We start from the raw sequence: 19,771 nt of genomic DNA on the forward strand, positions 1-19,771 counted from the left end.
TTAATTAATACACAAATTATTATTTCTCTTTTTATAATGTACTTAATTATTTACTTTTGCTGTCAGTTACAATTGCAAAAATTGAACCAGTTTTGTTTTGGTTTAATTGTTTAACGGTTTAGTCATTTAATTGATTCATAAAATTTTGGTTTCAATGTACCAAAAAGCAATCAACGATTAAGGACGCAGCGACTAAACAAACCAACAATTTAACGATTAAACAATTACACCAATTAAAGATTAAACATATCCACGATTAAACAAACCTATAAATGAGTATTCCTGCACAATTTGACGCTAAGACGATCGAGAACAAATGGTATGATTACTGGATGAAAAACAACTATTTTCATTCAGAACCAGATCATAGAACACCTTATACAATTGTAATTCCGCCGCCAAACGTCACAGGAGTCCTTCACATGGGGCACATGCTGAATAATACCATTCAGGATGTTTTAATTCGCCGCGCGCGTCTGAAAGGATTTAACGCCTGCTGGGTTCCGGGAACAGATCACGCCTCTATTGCTACAGAAGCAAAAGTAGTAGCGAAACTGAAAGCGGAAGGAATCAATAAAAATGATTTAACACGCGAAGAATTTTTGGCCCATGCCTGGGAGTGGACCGATAAATACGGTGGTGTAATTTTAGACCAGCTTAAAAAATTAGGTGCTTCCTGCGACTGGGAACGTACCAAATTTACGATGGATCCGGACATGTCGGCTTCTGTAATTCGTTCTTTTGTCGATTTATACAACAAAGGATTAATTTACAGGGGATACCGAATGGTTAACTGGGATCCGGAAGCGAAAACCACTTTGTCTGACGAAGAAGTAATTTACGAAGAACAACAGGGAAAATTATTTTTCTTAAAATATAAAATTGAAGGTTCTGAAGATTTCTTAACCATCGCCACAACACGTCCGGAAACAATTTTCGGGGATACTGCGATCTGTATCAATCCGAATGATGAACGTTTTACACATTTAAAAGGTAAAAGCGCCATCGTTCCTATTTGTGGAAGAGTAATTCCGATTATTGAAGATGAGTATGTAGATATCGAATTCGGAACCGGATGTTTAAAAGTAACTCCGGCGCATGATATGAACGATAAAACGTTAGGAGAAAAACATAATCTTGAAATCGTTGATATTTTCAATGAAGATGCTACTTTAAACAGCTTCGGATTGCATTATCAGGGGAAAGACCGTTTTGTAGTTCGTACCGAAATCGCAAAAGAATTAGAAGAAATTGGAGCTTTGGCGAAAACCGAAATCCATTTAAATAAAGTTGGAACGTCTGAAAGAACCAAAGCGGTAATCGAGCCAAGATTATCAGACCAGTGGTTTTTGAAAATGGAAGATTTAGTAAAACCGGCAATTAAATCAGTTTTGGTTGACGGAGATATTAAATTGCATCCAAAACGTTTCGAAAATACGTATGCACACTGGCTAAACAATATTCGCGACTGGAATATTTCCCGTCAGTTATGGTGGGGACAACAAATCCCGGCCTATTATTACGGAGACGGAAAAGAAGATTTCGTAGTAGCAGAAAATATCGAAGACGCATTAAAATTAGCACAAGCTAAAACCAACAACCAACAACTAACAACCGACAACTTAAAACAAGATGTTGACGCCTTAGATACCTGGTTTTCTTCCTGGTTATGGCCAATGTCCGTTTTTGGCGGAATAATGGATCCGGAAAGTGAAGATTTTAAATATTACTATCCGACCAATGATTTGGTAACCGGTCCGGATATTTTGTTTTTCTGGGTGGCGAGAATGATTATTGCGGGTTACGAATATGCCGGGGAAAAACCATTTACAAATGTATACCTGACAGGTTTGGTACGTGACAAACAACGTCGTAAGATGTCTAAATCATTAGGAAATTCTCCTGATCCTTTAGAATTAATCGATACATTCGGTGCCGATGGTGTTCGTGTAGGATTGCTTTTAAGCGCTTCTGCCGGAAACGATATTATGTTTGATGAAGAACTGTGTAACCAGGGGAAAGCCTTTTCTAATAAAATTTGGAATGCCTTTAAACTAATTAAAGGATGGGAGGTTTCAGCAACTATTCCACAGCCGGAAGCATCAAAAGTAGCAATCGAATGGTATGAAGCGAAATTGCAGCAGACACTGGTTGACATTGAAGACAATTTCGAGAAATACAGAATTTCAGATTCCTTAATGGCCATTTATAAACTGGTTTGGGATGATTTCTGTTCGTGGTTCCTTGAAATGATCAAACCTGCCTACCAGCAGCCAATTGACAAAAAGACTTTTGATAAAGCCATCGAAATGCTGGAAAGCAACCTGAAATTGCTGCATCCGTTTATGCCTTTCCTGACAGAGGAAATCTGGCATTTAATTGCCGACAGAACTCCGGAAGAAGCTTTAATTGTTTCCACCTGGCCGGAGTTAAAATCATTTGACGCGAAATTAATAACCGATTTTGAAAATTCAATTGAAGTAATTTCAGGAATCAGAACCATTCGTAAAGACAAGAATATTCCGTTTAAGGATGCCATTGAACTGAAAGCCGTAAACAACGATAAAGCTTCCACTTACTTTGATTCGGTGATCACCAAACTGGGAAATATTACTGCACTGGAATATGTATCCGATAAAGTGGACGGCGCATTATCTTTCCGTGTAAAGTCAAATGAATATTTTATTCCGATTACCGGAAATATTGACGTTGAAGCTGAAATTGCCAAACTGAATGCAGAACTCGTGTACACACAAGGTTTCTTAAAATCAGTGCAGTCAAAGCTGGCCAATGAAAAATTTGTTGCCGGAGCACCGGAAAAAGTTTTAGCTAACGAAAGACAAAAAGAAGCGGATGCATTGGCAAAAATTGCTACAATTGAGCAAAGTCTAGCCGGTTTGAAATAAAGAATCAGGTTTCTATAAATAAAAAAATGGGCTGTCTTAAAAAGACAGCCCATTTTTTTTGTCATTTCGACGAAGGAGAAAATCACATCCAGCCCGTAACGTACTGTGTGGATTAAGTACATCTGATAAATGACAAGCTTATGTAAATTATTTCCTTCTCTTCAAAATCAAAAACAAAGGATAAGATATCAAGGTAATCACTACTATAATTCCGAAACCTTTAGGATCACTGTAAACAAAACCCACCAGAAGCGCAAGTGAAACAATAATAGCTAAAATAGTCAGCCAGGGATGGAATTTCGAACGATAAGGTCTTGGTAAATCAGGTTCTGATGTTCTTAATTTTAAAAGCGAGAAATAAGCCAGTCCCCAGACGATAACAGAGGTAAAGGCCGCAAATGAAAACAGCACTTCAAACGAACCGATACAAATTAAGAACAAACTGAATAAGGATGACACTAACAAAGCAATAATGGGGGTACCGCCTTTGTTGACTTTTGTTCCTTTTTCGATGAAAAATCCGTCTCTGCTTAATCCGAATAAGATTCTTGGCGGAATCATCATAAAAGCGTTCAAAATACTAATCAGTGAAAAGATAGAAATTACGATAACGATCGCAGCTCCGTTTTTTCCAAAAATAATGCTGGCCACTTCGGCAGCGGCCAAATTAGATTTTGCGATCGTTTCCAGAGATAAAACATGGAAAAAAGCAAGGTTCAGCAGCACATAAATTGCAATTACCAGTAAAACCCCGCTGTACAAAGAACGCGGAATATTTTTACCCGGATCATCATTTTCCTCTGCAAAAAAGCAAACGCTGTTCCAGCCATTATAAGTTCCGATGATTAACTGAAGCGATTTGAAAATTCCAAATAATAAACCAATCTGAAAGAAAGAATTGTCCTTTTCTATAACAGGTACTTTCACGCCCGAATACATAAAACAGGCTACCACCAGACAGACAAAACAAATTACTTTTAGAAAACTCGTTATTTGCTGAAAGGCGCTTCCGTTTTTTACACCGCTTAAGTGTAATAATACAAAAGCCACTAATAACGAAATAGCAATCACGCTCGAATAATTTCCCAAAAACGGAAACAAAATAATAATATATTCGCTGATGACAATACAATAAAAGGCAGGCGGAATGGCATTGGTAATATAATCAAACCAGCCTGATAAGAAACCGGCATAATCGCCAAAAGCTCTTTTGATATAGTTGTAAGATCCTCCGGCTTTCGGAAGCATAGTCGCCAGTTCGGCATACGAGTTGGCACCTATTAAAACGAACAAACCGCCAAAAAGCCAGGAAGCAATAATCAGCCAGTAATTATCTAATAATCCCGCAATCGTGCCCGGAGTTCGTAAAATCCCAACTCCGATGGTACCTCCGATTAATACAGCAATATTAAAACTTAGGCCAAGGGTTTTTTTGAGTTGGTTCTTTTTGGAATCTGACATGTTAAAGGTTTTGTTATGATTTGATGGGCAAAAGTAAATATAATTAAAACACTTTCTTTTGTTAAAAGCAAAAACCTCATCTGTTACTAAATGAGGTTTTGTATGCTGAAAATAATTGAATTCAGATTTTTAGAATTTATAACGAAGACTTGTCAAAATCTGACGAGGCGCTATCGGATTCACACTGTAATTTTCGTGCACGGTATAGTTTAATTCGTTTGTAATATTGGACAATTTGCACAGGATAGAAAATCTTCTCCATTCATAACCCGCAGAAACATCAATTGTAGTATAGCCTTCTAATGGGATATCACGATCTCTGATGGTTACAATGTAAGCCGGATCCGGTTTTGGAATGGCAGGTGTTGGTTTAACGGCTGTCCATTGGTAATCATCATTCCATCCGCCTAAACGGTCACCGATATAATTGCCTATTGCGCCAAAAGTTATCCCTTTTAACATTCCTTCGGGTACTTTGTAGAAGAAACTAAGATTTGCTGTGTTTCTTGGTGTTCTTGCTACGCGATCCCCTTCAACAAAACTTCCGTTAGTGCCTGAAGTATTGGTATAACGCATATCGTTGTAGCTATACCCCGCACTTACTGCTAATCCGTCTAAAGGTTTTGCAGTAACATCAATTTCAATACCTTTACTTTTTGTGCTTCCGCCTAATATTTTTAAAGTAGTATCAGTATTTAAACTTCCGTCTGCTTTGTTAGGGGCTGTTTGTGCTAAATTACTGTTCGTAATCTGGTAAACCGTTACATTCGCACTTAATAATCCGTTTAAGAAATCGGTTTTGATACCAGCTTCGTATTGGTCAATGATAGACGACTCTATAGGCTGTAAATCGACAGTTGTTCCGGTGTTTGGTGTAAAGGAACTTGAATAACTACCAAATAATGAGATTTCTTTTATTGACTGGAAGATCAATCCAACTTTTGGAGAAAAAGCGTTGTCCAGTTTTTTAGCACCAACAACAGGAGTTGTTTTTTCCGGTGCTGTCGTTTGAACTCCGGCAGTCAGTATTTCTTTATACGTAGTTACTTCTGCTTCCTGCCAGGACCAACGGATACCTGCCAGCACTTTTAATTTTTCGGTAATCGAAATTAAATCCTGGAAATAGACCCCAAAACGATTGGTTTCTGTTTTTGCAATCTGCGTAGCGCGGGCATTAGGAATATCATTTCTTTGTGTCGAAGGATCGAAATCGTAAAGATTGATTTTATCGTAAATGCTTGGATCATATGTTTTTGGAGATCCGTCAGGATTTGTGGCAGTTACCAGAAACTTTTCATTAAAAGCATAGGTATAAGCCGTTGCAAACGAATTTTCCCAATCTGCTCCTGTGAAGATCTGATGTTTAACCGCTCCTGTATTAAAGGTTCCCTGCAAGCTTAACTGGTCTCCCAATATTTGCTCTAAGTTTTTATTTTGAGTCAACCCCCTGTTCCAGTCGCCATTTTCTGTAACAGTCGATAATTGGGCTGTTGATTTTTGAGTTCTGTCGTAAGTCTGGAAAGAACTATTGAAATTAAGTTTCCAGTTTTTATTGAAATCATGGTTTAGTAATGCAGAAGCACTGGCCGACTTGGTATTTCCATTAGACCAAAGAGATCCGAAAAATTCACTGCGCGGAATATCCAGGATTTTTTTTCCGACAATTCCCGTTCCGAAATCAGGAGTCCAGTCTGCAGTCAGGTAATCTCCCTGAACGTTAATTTGCGTTTTAGGGCTTACGGCAAAAAGCAAGGAAGGATTCACGTACAAACGCTCATTTTTCACCACATCCCTGAAACTTTCTGAGTTTTCATAAGAACCGTTTATTCTAAAAGCAATAGATTTACTAAGTGGCCCGTAAAAATCAAAAGAAGGTTTGTAGAAAGCATAACTTCCCATTTGCATCGCAATCTCACCGCCTTTTTTAAATGATGGCGTTTTGGTTACCAGATTTAAAATTCCGCCCGGTGCCACATTTCCGAATAATAACGCAGAACCTCCTTTTAGAAATTCCACTTTTTCCAAGCCGGAAACATCAGGAATAGAACCGGCATTATAACGAAAACCATTTTTAAACATATTGTTGGCAGACATGTCATATCCTCTCGAGAAAAAAGATTCCTGAGCTCCGCCACGGGCAGAACCTACGTAAACACCATTGGCATTTTTGATAACTTCACTTAAACGAATCGCTTGCTGCTGCTCGATTACATCAGATCCGATCACTTGTATGCTTTGCGGATTGTCCATTGGTTTTAAACCCGAACGAACCGCTGTGACAGGTTTAGGTTCCCTGTTGGTCGTAATCAATACTTCATTAAGGATTTCCCCTTTTTTATTTTTTACGGTATCATGGATAGCAGAGCCCCCATCATTGCTGGTATACTGCTGACTGTAGGCAGCAAGGCTTATAATTGAAAATGTGAAAAGTAAAATATATTTCATACTGTCTTATTTGGAATAAATAAAAATAATTTCCGCAAAAGTAACCCTGACTTCAGGTGATTGAAATTTATTTGTCTTAAGGTTGTCTTAAGATTAGCTTAAGAAAAGCTAAAGATTGCTACTGCTTTTTAGCAACTTAAAGTAAATGAGTTATTTATAAAAAACGGGACCTATTTTTCAATAAGTCCCGTTTTCAGTAAGAGGAAGGTATTTTTTAAAATTTTTACTTAACCGTAATTTGGTAAGTAGCCATTTTCCAGATTTCATCATATTTTTTTCCGTTATGTTCGCCGGCAGATTTTTCAGTATGAGCATATTCAACCATATAATTACCGGACCAGATTGGTGTAAAAGAAAATAAACCTTTATCGTCTGTCCATAATTCTTTTTCCCAGCCGTTCGGAGCAATTACCTTAATTTTTGTTGCTTTTGCAGAAGCACCGTCATATAAAGCAAATCCGGATATTTTATCATTCTTTTTGGCTACATCAGCATTCTCAGAAAACACGCCGATTTGGTTTTTATTGGCCGTGGCGTAATTTCCGGCGGTTTTGTTTCCAACCACTACAGTGGCACTCGAGTTGTAATCTAATTTCATTGTTCCGTAAACTTCACCCACCGTATGGTGCATCACAATCGTATACACCCCATCTTCATCCGGTGTAAAGAAGGCCTGGTATTTATTGTCGAGGGCTTTTGCAGTAAGCCTGGTTTCTTTTTTTGAAGGGCTGACTACTATTAAAGAAAAGTCTTTTAAATCAGAAAACCATTTGTCAGCTTTTGTAATATCATTTTCAGAGAATTCTCCGAAGTACACTGAGATTTCCTGAGCTTTTCCTTTTGTTCCGGTTGCTTTAGTTTCGATCCAGAGCGCGTGGGCAAACAGTTGCGGAGAAGCAACCAACATTAAAAGTAAAAAGGTTATTGTTTTTAAAGTATTTGATTTCATAAGACTTAATTAAATGAGTTATTATTTATAATTACAAATGTAAAGTTTACATCTTAGTTTTACAATATTTATTTAGAATAATTATTAATAAGAAGATTGGAGCATTGTCTTTTAGCCTTTACTTTTAAGAAAAGAGTACAATTTAAGTACTATTTTGTTGTCACCCTGAGCGAAGTAGAAGGCCCTTAGGTACGGAGCTTCGACTACGCTCAGCCTGACAACTGAAAACAGATTAGAAGTAAATTAAAAAAGGAACTAATTTTTTACGATTAGTTCCTTTTGATACGCAGATCAGTCTCCCTGAGCGAAGTCGAAGGGCTGTAAAGTTTATATTAAAACTTCAATGTTAAGTTCACTAAGAAGTTTAACGGAGCCTGTGGAACCCCATAAGCATCCCAGTATTTTTGATCGGTAAGATTATTTAATTTCACCCCGACTTTCCATTTTGGCTGGTCATAAAACAAAGCGGCATTATAAAGAGAGTAGGACGGAACGAAAAAGCCCTCATCATCAAATTTGTATTGCTTGTCAACATAATTGCCTCCAAACCCAAGTCCGAAGCCTTTTAGTACATTTTGAAACTTATAAGACAGCCAGAAGTTGACTACATTTTCCGGAGCATTAGACGATTTCATTTCTCCGACAGCCGGATCTGAAGATTTTAACTGGTTGTCGTTGTAAGCATAGCCGGCGATAATATTTAAACCTGCCACAGGAGCTGCAATAATTTCAAAATCGAAACCTTTACTTACCTGTTTGCCATCCTGAAAACTATAGCCATCACCATCTGTTCGCAAAGCATTATCAATATTGATGCTGTAATAACTGATGGTTGTGCTTAGTTTTTTGTCAAAAGCTTCCACTTTGATACCGCCTTCATACTGATTGGCGTAGATCGGATCTAAAATTAGCTGTGATTCATCAGGTTGCGATACCGGAGCGGCATTTTGAAAACCATTCATATAATTTCCGAATACCGAAACCTGATCTTCAATAACCTGGTAGACCAAACCTAATTTAGGAGACAAGGCAGTTTGGTTATATCCTCCTGTTTCTCCTATCTTTTTCTGAACAAAATTGTCCAGGCGAAGACTTAACATAGCAGAAAGACGATCTGTAAAATTAATGACATCAGAAGCATAAACACTAAAGGTATTTTCTTCCGGAACAGGATATACCACCTCCGATACTACTGCATCAACCGCTTTTCTGCTAGTAGGTTCATAAGGCTGCGTAATGTCAATATTATCCAGAATTCCTGTTGTACCATAAGTAAAAGCTGTTTTTGTAAATCTATAATTAGCACCCAGTAATAATTTGTGTTTAATGCTTCCTGTAGAAAATTCACCATTAATATTTTCCTGAAAATTGGTGTATTTGTTCACTACCGGTCCATAACGGGAAACGCTTCTGCTTACTTGTGTTGGCGAACTCCATGACGTATAATATTGATAACTGTGATCTACATCTTCGTCTACAAAAGAAAAAAGAGTAGTAGATTTCCAATTGTCGGATAATTTATATTCAGCCTGAACATACACTTTTGAAGAAGAGGTTTGGGCATCCGCATCATCGTTGAATAACGTTTTTCTGTAATCCAGTTTAATATCGTTTGGATTTGTAATTCCGGCGCCATAAGAGCGTGCATACATTGGGCGTGTATTGTTAGTATTGTAAATTTCGGTGTCAACACTGAAGGTAAGTTTGTCTGTTGCCTTGTAAATAAAGCTTGGAGCAAAAAGAAATGTTTTATTAAAACCGTAGTTCAAAAAACTATTTTCGGTACTCAGAGAGGCATTTAAGCGAAACAATACTTTATTATCATGTGTCAGTGGCGTGTTAAGATCCAGTGCAACACGGTGGAGTCCGAAACTTCCGCCAGTGTAGGCTATTTCGGTTTTTGTTGCCTCGAAAGGTTTTTTGGTCACCAGATTCACGACACCTCCAAAAGAAGAAACCGAAGATCCGAATAAAGTTCCGGATGGTCCTTTCATGATTTCGATACGCTCCACATTGTCAACAGAAACAGAGCTTCTTCCGGAAACCGTTTCCATTCCGTTTCTCGCATTAATGCCTGTATTGAAACCTCTGAAGGTAATTCCTAAACCTCCTGAAGGAAAAATAATCGGCACGGCGCCAGGTGCGTTTTGTACGGCACTTTTAATATCAATTGCGATTTGTTCCTTTAAAACTTCTTTCGTTATCACATTATATACCTGCGGATTTTCCAGATTTTTTAAGGGCATGCGCGACACATAATCGGTTTTTTTGGAAATCATTTTATCATTGTTAATGATCACTTCCTTTAACTCTTTATCCGAAACATTCAATTGTAAATTAAGCGTGGTAGTTTCACTTTCTGTCACGCTTACCTCTTGTTCCAAAGTTTCATACCCGGTCAGGGAAACCTGTAAGGTGTACGAACCGGCCTTTACTTTGCTAAATTCAAAAGCGCCGTATTCATTGGCACTGGTACCATATTTTGAGTCTTTCAGGATTAGATTTACGTCAGCTGCGGGCTTGCCGTCAGAGGTTGTGATGTTTCCTTTTATTTTTCCGTTGCTTTGCTGTCCCAGTGCTGTAAAGACTGAAAACAGCATGCTGGCCAAAAGGAAATATCTGGAATGTTGTACTGTTTTTAATTTCATGGCGTTTAAAATTTGGTTTGTTTATAATTATTTAGATTGAATAAAAACAGTGCAAATGTAAAAAATAGTATTTCCTTACCAAACATTATTTCATTTGATTTGAGATACTTTTTGTGATATTTTGGGTAAACTTTTTTTAAAATTTGTCAGCGGGAAGTTAAGTGGTTCATAATTATGACATTATAAAAAAGGTAAAAAGGGTAGAAATTACACTTCAAAACCTTAATTTTGCGGCATTAAATGAAACCGTCCTCATGATTTTACCTTTTTTTAAAAAAATACAAAACACACCCCGAGGATTCCGTATAGCAAACACCGTATTTTTTTTCCTCTCCGGATTTGGATATTCTTCCTGGGTATCACGCATTCCGCACATACAGGCACAGCTGCATTTATCTGAAGCTGAATTTGGCGCTGTGTTATTTGCCTTTCCGATAGGTTTAATGCTGACTATGCCGTTTACAGGAATGTTACTCAACAAATACAGCAGTCGTTATATCATGCTGATAGGGGCAATCATGTTTAATATCGTGCTGTCTTTACCCGGTTTGGCTGCTTTTGTATGGCAGTTGGTTCTCATCCTTCTGATTTTTGGAGCTTCCCGAAATATTTTCAATTTATCGATTAACGCACAATCCCTTGAGGTTCAGAAATTATATCCAAAATCTATCATCACCCGTTTTCATGCGGTTTGGAGTATAGCCGTTTTTTCAGGCGCAGGATTAGGGTATATCATGGTAACGCAGCATATTGCGCCGTCACATCATTTATTGGGAGTAAGTATTTTTATGCTGGGTCTTACGGCTTGTTTTTATCCGTTGAGTATTCATAATAATCCGGTACCGGTTAAAAAGAAGTTCTTTTCGATGCCGGAAAAAAACCTGGTCAAGTTTGCCCTGATTTGTTTTGTTTCTATGGCTTGTGAAAATACGATGTACGACTGGAGCGGTATCTATTTTGAAAATATTCTGCATGCTTCTCCAAAGTTAACGAGTGCCGCATTTGTATTTTTTGCGACCGCCGTGACTTTAGGGCGTTTGTTCGGAGACTACGGAGTGATGAAATTTGGTACGAAACGAATTCTGTTTTACAGCGGTATTTTTATCACTTTAGGATTTTCCATTTGTTTTCTTTTTCCGTATGTGTATCCCACTATTTTTGGGTATGTCTTAATCGGATTTGGGGTTTCCTGCGTGGTTCCGTTAGTGTTTAGCATTGCCGGAAGGTCATCAAAATTAAGCAGCGGTTCTGCTTTAACCTCTATTTCCACTATTGGTTATCTTGGTTTTTTACTTGTTCCGCCAATGGTGGGATTTATATCTGAATATTTAAGTATGAAATGGGCCTTTTTAGTAATGGCGCTTTTAGGCATACTGATGATTGTAATGGTCAATAAGATCGGGGAGAAGGAGTAGGTTTTTTTTAAGTTGCTGAGGGGCTAAGTTTTGTTTCTTTTTTCTGATGGTTGAAGTTTCGATTTTTTAATCGGGTCTGAATTCAGGTTTAAAAAATTACATAAAATCGCTTCATTTTGGTATTTCTAAGTGGTGTAGCAATTCCATAAGCCACAAATAAAATAACTTTGCGACTCTGCGACTTCGCGTGATTATAACTTTAATTTTGAGCAGTGCGAAATTTTAACGCAAAGTCGCAAAGTCGCCAAGTTTTAAAAAAGCTTCGCGACTTTGAGTGAAATTCTGATAGGTAAATTACTTCTTCACCATAATAAATCGTTCCGTAGTCAGTTTTCCCTGCAGTTTTCCCGTAACTTCAGCAGTCAAACTATTATTAGCGCCTTTGGTGTAAGTGATTTTCTGAGGATAATCATGCTGTGGATTTTCGAAAACCAATTTAGTTTCAGTTTCGCTTGTCGAAGGAAAATCAATGGCCTTGTCATTGTTTTGCCCGTTTACTGTCGCGCTGTACGTCAGCTTTTCGCCTTTTTGAGACAAGACTATCTTTTCAAAATGCAAAGTATCTTTTCCTTTTATAAAATAAGAAGTCGCACTGAAAGTACTATCGTTTACTTTTTGCCAATTTTCTGTCAGCAAGCCGTCAGGTGATTTGTTTTCCCAGTTCCCAATCAGCCAGTCTGCTATTTTGATTTTATCTTTTTCAACAGATTCCTTTTTCTGACACGAAAAAACAACAACTGCTAAAAGCATTAAAAGTGTAATTTTTTGAAACATAGGATTAGGTATTTGATGTTACTGTGATTATGCTAATGTATAAAAAAATAGAATAGTCTGCTTTAAAAAAAAGTTAGCCACGAATTTCACGAATTTTCGCGAATTTATTTATGCAAATATAATACGAGAATATGCCACTCCCGATAGCTATCGGGATGGAAGATTAAAATGATTTTAATATACTTTTTGCGTATCTGCTATTAAAAATAATTCGTGAAGATTCGTGTAATTAGTGGCAAAAAAAAATCTTTTTAATCCTATAATCTGTGGCAAAAAAAATTAAACACTTTCATTCAAAATGGAATACACCAGTTCTTTTGTTGGCTTTTGGTCTTTTAGTTTCGCCCGTACGGCATCAAAAGTGACTTTAAAATCACAGCCCAGTTTATAATCGCCACAGCCATAAGCAGTTTTTCCCTTCAGGATTGTTCCCTTTTTGCATTTCGGACAGGTTATAACATCTGATGCGGTAGCTGCTTTTGCTTTTGGAGCTGTTTTTTTAGGCTCTAATTTGAGTTTGTAATTCTCTTCAAAACGGATCAGGCCTTCTACAGTGCCCGCATCGGTTTTAAAGCCTTTAATATTGACGGTTGATCCTTTTTGAACCAGCCTTAAATACTGGTTTTCCGATATTTTTTTATCGGCAAAAGTATACGGTAAAAGAAAATCACAACCCGCTTTGTAATTGCCGCATCCGTAGGCAGATTTTCCTTTTACCAGCGTGGCTTTTTTACATTTCGGACAGGTTTCTGCCAAAATTCCGTCTGCTTTCTTTTTTTCTGTTTTTACAACTTCCTTTTCAGTAGTGGCTGCATGCGAAATATTAGCATGTCTGGTTTCACTTCGAACTTCGTATACCAAAGCTTCCACCATTCGTTTCATGTTTCGGATAAATGCGGCGGCGGTAAAAGTTCCTTTTTCAATATCTTTCAGCTGTTTCTCCCAGGAACCCGTCAATTCGGCCGATTTGATCAATTCATTCTGAATGGTTTCTATCAGCTGGATTCCCGTTGGCGTTGGCAATACCTGTTTTTTGTTTCGAACAATATACTGACGCTTAAAAAGGGTTTCGATAATATTCGCCCGCGTTGACGGACGCCCGATACCGTTTTCTTTCATCAGTTCGCGCAAATCTTCGTCATCGACATGTTTTCCCGCAGTTTCCATAGCCCGCAGTAAAGTCGCTTCGGTAAACTGATTGGGTGGTTTCGTTTCTTTCTCTAAAAACGAAGGTTCATGCGGACCTTTTTCGCCCACCACAAAACTGGGTAACAAATCAGCTTCTTTTTCTTTGGCATTCGGATCTTCAAAAACAATTCTCCATCCTTTTTTCAGGATTTCCTTTCCGGTAGTTTTAAACATCACGTCAGCCGCTTTTCCTACTACCGTTGTATTGGCAACCAGACAGTCGTCATAAAAAACAGCAATAAAACGTTTGGTGATAATATCATACACCTGTTGCTGATTGTATTGCAGATTGCTTTGTACCCCTGTTGGAATAATCGCATGGTGATCGGTCACTTTTTTATCATTAAAAACCTTAGGGGATTTTTTGATCTTTTTTTCTAAAATGGGCTGAGTTAACGTTTCATAATCCGTTAGTTTTTGCAAAATTCCCTGTACTTTCGGATAAATATCGTTGGGTAAAAAAGTAGTATCCACTCTGGGGTATGTAATTACTTTTTGTTCGTACAACGTTTGGGCAATTTTAAGCGTTTCATCTGCCGAAAATCCGAATTTTGTATTGCAAAACACCTGTAATCCCGTCAGGTCAAACAGTTTCGGCGCAAATTCATTCCCGTTCTTTTTTTCGACGGAGACAATTTCAAATTCACTTTCCTTGACTTTATTCGCCAGAAGTTCACCGTCTTCTTTTTTCAAAAAGCGGCCTTCCTCATAACTAAAAAGCGTTTCACGATATAAGGTTTGCAGTTCCCAGTAGGGTTGTGGTTTAAAGTTTTCAATTTCCTTAAAACGATCTACCACCATGGCCAGTGTTGGCGTTTGCACGCGGCCAATAGACAATACCTGTTTGTAACCGCCATGTTTTACGGTATACAAACGCGTGGCATTCATTCCCAATAACCAGTCGCCAATCGCTCTGGAAAAACCGGCATAGAATAAATTATCGTAATTGGCAGAAGGTTTTAAGTTTTCAAAACCTTCTTTTATGGCTTCTGTAGTCAGGGAGGAAATCCATAAGCGCTGCACTTCGCCTTTGTAATGCGCTTCGTTCATCACCCAACGCTGAATGAGTTCTCCTTCCTGTCCGGCATCCCCGCAGTTTATGACCACTTCGGCTTTGTCAAAGAGGCTTTTTATAATTTTAAATTGCTTTTCGATTCCTGCATTCTGCACTACTTTGGTTTCGAATTTTTCAGGAAGCATTGGCAGGTTGTTCAGGTCCCAGCTTTTCCAGTGGGGTTTGTAGTCATTGGGTTCTTTTAGGGTACATAGATGACCAAAAGTATAGGTCACGGCATAACCATTGCCTTCGTAATAGCCATCATGTTTGGTATTGGCGCCCAAAACAGATGCGATTTCACGTGCTACACTTGGTTTCTCAGCAATACAGACCTTCATTTTCTCTTTCTAATTTGAAAGCGAAATTAGGGATTTTGAAATTGGTATTGAAATTATAGAGGTACAAAGGTGTAAAGAGCCTGGGGTATATAGGTTCAAAGAGGCAAAGAGGCAGAGGTTCAGAGGTTTATTTTGTTTCGCACAGAGGTGTGACGTTTTTTGTTTGTTAAAATTTTACTTTGCGCTTTTGCGTCTTTGCGACTTTGCGTGCAAATTTTGCATTTGGGTTGAAAAAAAATCACGCAAAGGCGCGAAGTCGCAAAGGTTTTTTTCTTTATAAATTTTAAAACTTTGCGCTTTTGCGTCTTTGCGTGAAAATTTCGAAGTTATATTAAAAAGCTAAAATTAGAATCACGCGAAGTCGCAAAGTTTTTCTCAGAACCTCAGCAACTCAGAACCTCAGCAACTCAATAACTCTACTCCCCGCTAAAGAAGTTCAACATTGTTTTCAGCGCGTCTTTGGAATGCATTTTTTCGCCATTTTCCAGTGATTCCTGTGCAGCTTTTGCGGCTCTTTCGCGCATTTTGTTTTCGTAGGCTGCAATAGCTTGCGGTATGGTTTTATGTTGATTAGAAGTAAGGTATTCACTTAGCTCCAGAGCATCGAGCATGGCCATATTGGCACCTTCACCTGCAAAAGGGGGCATGACATGTGCCGCATCACCAATGATGGTAACATTTGGCAAAGATGTCCAGGTCTGATCTAAAGGGATCGAATAAATAGGACGCGGAATAAAAGGCACTGAAACATTTTCGAAGAGCTCGTACCACATACTGCTCCATTCCGGATATTCCTTTTTAAACCATTCCAATATCTGTGTTGGATTCGTATAGTCAAGGCCACTTTTTGCTGCCCATTGTTCATCGGTTTTAAAGCTGGCGTAGAACCCAAGGGCATCTTCGGCTTTTTGTCCCATCAGGATATTTTTGGTATCGCCGAATGCCATTATTTTACCTCCGTTGAGTAAGGAGTGGATATGAGGTGCTGCTTTTTTAGATTCGTAAATCGTCCCCTCAAGCATTGTTATACCGGAATAAAACGGTTTAATATCGGTGATGTACGGGCGTATTTTAGAATTGGCACCATCAGAACCAATTACGATATCGGCGTAGACTGAAGTACCGTTTTTGAAATGCAGTAACCAGCCCTCATTTTGCGCTTCCATCGAAAGAAAATGACTGTCCCATACGATGGTTTCAGGTTGTAAGGATTCCAATAGCATTTTTCGCAGTGCACCACGGTCGATTTCAGGTCTGAAATATGCATTGCCAAAATCTTCCTCACGGCTGGTGTCGTGATCACTCAGGTGTATCGTGGCATTCTCGTCCAGGATCAGTGTCTTATCTGCACCCGGCATAAAATTGGTTTTAAATTCTTCAAATAAACCGGCTTTGTGAATCGCTGCCAAACCCGATTCCTCGTGCATGTCCAGCGGCGAACCCTGCACTCTCGCATTTTTATTTAAATCTCTTTCATAGACTTTTACGGCTGCATTTTGCAATTGCAAAAGTCTGGCTAATGTAAGTCCGCCGGGACCGCCGCCCACAATGGCGACTTGTTTATTTTCTAGTAACATTTTCGTCTGATTTTTAGATTAATTTTATTTCCGTCCGGCTTACTTGCTTGCGAACGGGACAAAATTATTACTCTTTCAGGACGGTTAATAGTATAAAACGGTCATCTTTATTTTTTAATAATTCGCTGGGCACTACACCGGAGAATTTCTTGATTTCCTTAATGAAGTGCGTCTGATCGGTGAAGTTAAGCTCCGGAAAAAGCCTGCCTTGTGCGATATGTCCCAGGGATGCCTTGAAACGTAAAATTTTGCAGAATGCATTGAGCGAAAGCCCGAATTGTTTATTGAAATACCGGTTGATCTGCCTGCTGCTCCAGTCGATTCTTTGGGAAAGCTCCTGAACTTTGATTTCACCATTGGAAGTGTAAATCAAATCGAAAAGTTTGCGTTTCCTTTCGTCAATTGCTGCAGGTAAAAGTGCGTTTAGTTTAAGTAGTATTTTTTGATGAAAAGCATCGAAATCCTTTAAATCAGCTGCGGTGATGCCCCAAAAATCGGGAGGCAAATATTTTGCACTGTTCAAAAGTCCGGCAATAGAAGTATTTAAGAGATATTCTACCCCCAGCGGTTTAAAACTGACTTTAAAGGCAAGTGTGTGTGGCGGAATGCTTTGTTGCTCCGGAACGGTTTCCAGGCCTATAAGGGCAATACGAAAAGGTTCAGCTTCTGATTTCAAAAAAAACAAATCAACCCTTGCATCGGGCATTAGAATCACTTCTTTTGCTTTATCTGACTGGTTATGAATCATTCCAATATTTTCCACAAAGTCAGCTAGTGGCTGCTCCGGCAGGATAAATTTGTAATAAAAGTCTTTGTTCATTTCAATACAGATTTAGCCACTAAGGTACAAAGAGACTAAGTTATTTAGTATTTGCAAGAGGATTTTTTTATTGTGTATAATATCCGGCAAATTCCCGCAGGATGGAATAAAGATCTTTAAATTCAAAATAATTCGGACTTACACTACTGACATTCTGAAAGCCGCGCTCTTTAAATAACATTTTTGTTCGTGTGACATGAAAATATTGGGACACCACAAGTATACTTTCAAAATGCAGGCTGTCTTTTAGTTTAAGGGTATTGTCTACCGTTGCACGCGTATTATTGCCCAGATTGTCCACAATTATAACCGAATCAGGAACTTTATTGGCAATTAAAAATGCTTTCATTTTATCACCTTCATAATATCCTTCTTTTCCTAAGCCGCCGCTTACGATTATTTTTTTCACGCGATGATTTCGGTAAAGGTTTAGCCCGCATTCCAGACGTTTTTCCAGACGTTCGGAAAGCGTTCCGTCTTCGTTGACCTTATTGCCCAGAATAACCGCAATATCTGCTTTTTTTCCGTTATCGCTCAAGCCATCAATGGTAATGTACAATATGTGTCCAAAGAACCAAAGTAGGAACAGAGTGAGGAATACTTTAAATATTGACCTTCGGTTTTTCATAAAATCAGTTAGAATGTTTTGCGTATTGGAATGAAGAAAAGTCTGTTTTTTTTTACGAAAGTAGTAAGATTATACTTTTTTTAATTTAGCTAGCTAAAATATATCATTATGTCCTAGCAAATTTCCTATTGAAATACTACAAAAAACAAGACCTACAATGATCAGCATTATCAAGCCAAAATAATTAGAATTGTTTTTTAGAACAATTTTCATGGCCATTATCGAGATTTTAAGTCGTACAAAATAAAAATAATGGTTGTAAAACTTCTGTTGTAAAATTTAAAAAAAACAAATAAAGTTCGACAACGCTGTGTGAAAGTGAAAATAAAATCAAACCTCACACAGCTTTCAATATCGGTTGAATACAATCAGTTGCATACAACCAGTTCTATACGATCACCTAAAAGTAATCTGTTACTTGTAATTTCGTTTCCATCAAAAAAATCAATTAAAAATTAAAACCATGGAAGAGAAAGAACACAAAGTAGTAACAGAATTTTTAGAAATAATGAATAAAATTAATTTTTTCACAAGATTAAAACCAGAGAATCGTATAGACAATTCGTTTAGTGTAACCCTAAAAGTATCGTCTTATAATGAATTACAACTAATGATTTCAGATCTTCTAAAAGCAAGTATTATGGTGCTTCAGGATAACAGCACTAATATAAATGCCATGACTTTAGTTGAAATTGCTTTCCAATTGCTGCCGCAGGATGAAATGGGTTTACTGGATGATTTGCACAAAATTCATTTGAAGGCATGATAACCAAAATCGCTGTGTGAGTCTTAAGACTTCGCACAGCGATGCTCTAAATAAAAATGAGAAATGAAAAACCGTTACAAGAATGCCCTCGTAACGGTTTAATTAATATTGTATATATCTTTTTTTAAGGCAGAATAATTTATTTAAAACTTAATTTAAACTCCACTTTATTTATTTCTTCCAGTTTATTAGAGGTAAATTTTATGTTTTTTATTTGATCTAATTTCACATCTACTTTTACAGTAGCATTTATTTTCGGTTGCTTACTACTTGCATTGTTTTTAATTAGTGTTTTCATATTATTTTCGTTTAATAATAAATCCGTAAAAATCACCATTTGGATCGAAAGGAACGTCAAAAACATGCCCGTTTTCATCTTCCATTGCACCAAAGATAAGAAATGTTTCTGATAACTCTTCAAAATTAAGCGATATAGCCCGTCTGTATAATCGAGTTCTTGCTTTAGTACTGCCTTTAATAAAAATATTGCGATCCGGATATATTTCTGAAAAGTTGTACACAGATTTAGCAACTGTTGCTAGTACTGTATTTCTATCTCCATTATCACTTACAACTAGATCATCGATGATATATCTATTTTGGATTGGATCAAAAATTAAATCTCCAAAACCTAAGTTGTACAATCTTTCATTTTTTGTTACTGTGTAAGCAATACCTTTGACTATTTTGCCAGTAGTTCCATAACTTTCAAATGTAAAAAGAGTTGAATCTGTATTTGCCAACAAATCGTATTTAGGAATATTCATTCTTAAAAATTAATATCGCAAAAATATATTAT

Annotated in this window: 14 protein-coding genes; 3 read left to right on the forward strand and 11 right to left on the reverse strand. The window is 37.7% G+C overall.

Features of this window, described 5'->3' with window-relative positions; all coding sequences use genetic code 11:
* The first annotated feature begins 272 nt into the window (after nucleotides 1-272).
* Nucleotides 273-2,906: a valine--tRNA ligase gene (locus tag D0817_RS03220; protein ID WP_127336964.1), complete on the forward strand. Its 2,634-nt coding sequence runs from the start codon at nucleotides 273-275 to the stop codon at nucleotides 2,904-2,906.
* 147 nt (nucleotides 2,907-3,053) lie between these two features.
* On the opposite strand, the gene D0817_RS03225 is transcribed toward D0817_RS03220, so the two are convergent.
* From D0817_RS03225 to D0817_RS03240, 4 genes are all read right to left on the reverse strand, one after another.
* Nucleotides 3,054-4,367: an APC family permease gene (locus D0817_RS03225; protein WP_127336965.1), complete on the reverse strand. Its 1,314-nt coding sequence runs from the start codon at nucleotides 4,365-4,367 to the stop codon at nucleotides 3,054-3,056.
* A 129-nt stretch (nucleotides 4,368-4,496) separates the two neighbouring features.
* Nucleotides 4,497-6,812 (reverse strand): TonB-dependent siderophore receptor, encoded by a 2,316-nt coding sequence (locus D0817_RS03230; RefSeq protein ID WP_127336966.1) that lies wholly within the window; start codon nucleotides 6,810-6,812, stop codon nucleotides 4,497-4,499.
* Between the two features lie 223 nt (nucleotides 6,813-7,035).
* Nucleotides 7,036-7,761, reverse strand: a complete 726-nt coding sequence (locus tag D0817_RS03235) for a DUF4198 domain-containing protein (protein WP_127336967.1) — start codon at nucleotides 7,759-7,761, stop codon at nucleotides 7,036-7,038.
* Nucleotides 7,762-8,093: 332 nt separating this feature from the next.
* Nucleotides 8,094-10,409 carry a TonB-dependent receptor gene (locus D0817_RS03240; protein WP_127336968.1) on the reverse strand — a complete coding sequence of 772 codons (2,316 nt, stop codon included), beginning with the start codon at nucleotides 10,407-10,409 and terminating at the stop codon, nucleotides 8,094-8,096.
* 254 nt (nucleotides 10,410-10,663) lie between these two features.
* Between D0817_RS03240 and D0817_RS03245 the strand changes: the two genes are divergently transcribed.
* Nucleotides 10,664-11,824: an MFS transporter gene (locus D0817_RS03245; protein WP_127336969.1), complete on the forward strand. Its 1,161-nt coding sequence runs from the start codon at nucleotides 10,664-10,666 to the stop codon at nucleotides 11,822-11,824.
* Nucleotides 11,825-12,118: 294 nt separating this feature from the next.
* Here the strand turns inward: D0817_RS03245 and D0817_RS03250 are convergent, their stop codons facing one another.
* The 5 genes from D0817_RS03250 to D0817_RS03270 all read right to left on the reverse strand — a co-directional run bounded on the left by D0817_RS03250 (nucleotide 12,119) and on the right by D0817_RS03270 (nucleotide 18,206).
* Nucleotides 12,119-12,598 carry a DUF6265 family protein gene (locus D0817_RS03250; RefSeq protein WP_127336970.1) on the reverse strand — a complete coding sequence of 160 codons (480 nt, stop codon included), beginning with the start codon at nucleotides 12,596-12,598 and terminating at the stop codon, nucleotides 12,119-12,121.
* A gap of 279 nt (nucleotides 12,599-12,877) precedes the next feature.
* Complete coding sequence (locus tag D0817_RS03255; protein WP_127336971.1) at nucleotides 12,878-15,181, reverse strand: type IA DNA topoisomerase; 2,304 nt, start codon at nucleotides 15,179-15,181, stop codon at nucleotides 12,878-12,880.
* Nucleotides 15,182-15,597: 416 nt separating this feature from the next.
* Complete coding sequence (locus tag D0817_RS03260) at nucleotides 15,598-16,758, reverse strand: FAD-dependent oxidoreductase (RefSeq protein ID WP_127336972.1); 1,161 nt, start codon at nucleotides 16,756-16,758, stop codon at nucleotides 15,598-15,600.
* Nucleotides 16,759-16,825: 67 nt separating this feature from the next.
* On the reverse strand, nucleotides 16,826-17,578 hold the full coding sequence (locus D0817_RS03265; protein WP_127336973.1) for a helix-turn-helix domain-containing protein: 753 nt from the start codon (nucleotides 17,576-17,578) through the stop codon (nucleotides 16,826-16,828).
* A 67-nt stretch (nucleotides 17,579-17,645) separates the two neighbouring features.
* Complete coding sequence (locus D0817_RS03270; RefSeq protein ID WP_127336974.1) at nucleotides 17,646-18,206, reverse strand: YdcF family protein; 561 nt, start codon at nucleotides 18,204-18,206, stop codon at nucleotides 17,646-17,648.
* A gap of 463 nt (nucleotides 18,207-18,669) precedes the next feature.
* Between D0817_RS03270 and D0817_RS03275 the strand changes: the two genes are divergently transcribed.
* Entirely contained in the window at nucleotides 18,670-18,972 is a 303-nt protein-coding gene (locus tag D0817_RS03275; RefSeq protein WP_127336975.1) for a hypothetical protein, read from the forward strand.
* 139 nt (nucleotides 18,973-19,111) lie between these two features.
* On the opposite strand, the gene D0817_RS25630 is transcribed toward D0817_RS03275, so the two are convergent.
* Together D0817_RS25630 and D0817_RS03280 are read right to left on the reverse strand one after the other, a co-directional pair.
* A complete protein-coding gene (locus D0817_RS25630; protein ID WP_161568415.1) occupies nucleotides 19,112-19,270 on the reverse strand; it encodes a hypothetical protein in 159 nt (52 codons plus the stop codon).
* 1 nt (nucleotide 19,271) lies between these two features.
* The gene (locus tag D0817_RS03280; RefSeq protein ID WP_127336976.1) at nucleotides 19,272-19,739 is read right to left on the reverse strand and encodes a DUF6934 family protein; all 468 of its coding nucleotides are present in this window, start codon (nucleotides 19,737-19,739) and stop codon (nucleotides 19,272-19,274) included.
* Nucleotides 19,740-19,771 lie beyond the last annotated feature (32 nt).

It is taken from the genome of Flavobacterium cupreum, from assembly GCF_003996965.1.
In the GTDB taxonomy this organism is placed as follows: Bacteria; Bacteroidota; Bacteroidia; order Flavobacteriales; family Flavobacteriaceae; genus Flavobacterium; species Flavobacterium cupreum.